The 494-nt window shown below is 55.5% G+C and carries 1 protein-coding gene; it reads right to left on the reverse strand.

The window, feature by feature from the left end:
• On the reverse strand, positions 1-351 hold a 351-nt coding region (locus tag BK665_RS33710), incomplete at its 3' end, for a transposase domain-containing protein (RefSeq protein WP_311198561.1).
• Positions 352-494: the final 143 nt, after the last annotated feature.

Below are 494 nucleotides of genomic sequence, written 5' to 3' on the forward strand. Positions count from 1 at the left end.
GAAGACCTGTCGTACAGCCTCGCAACCCAATCTCTGACGGGCTTGAACCACTGCACTGGGCGCCACCAACGGGCGTTGCCCAGGCAGCATGATGTTCATGCGACTGACCACATCCCAAGCCGACATCCGCCGAAAGAATGCCATGGGGATAACGCACCAGAGCATCATTTCCAACGGCAAGCGCCGCTTGCGCAGGGTCGCTACGCCTGCTTGTTCAAGTGCCTGCTCGACCAAAGAAGGATCGAGCAAGGAATCCAATCCCTCGATTGAGTTGGGAGTGGAGGCAATGTTGTGGGTCAGTTCCAGTGCCCGAGCGAGACGCATAAAAAAATCCGATGCCAGTACAGACATCGGATTTTGATTTCTTGCGGCAAAAGGTCAAGCAATAGGGCTTAACTGATCGGCATTAGCCTCAGCGGCCGGTTTTTTTTATGCCTGACGCGTGGCTTACAGCTTGCCAGCGTTCGCGGTCAGGTAAGCCGCAACGCCTTCTG

Origin of the sequence: Pseudomonas frederiksbergensis, from assembly GCF_003732665.1 — a bacterium.
GTDB classification, from domain to species: domain Bacteria; phylum Pseudomonadota; class Gammaproteobacteria; order Pseudomonadales; family Pseudomonadaceae; genus Aquipseudomonas; species Aquipseudomonas frederiksbergensis_G.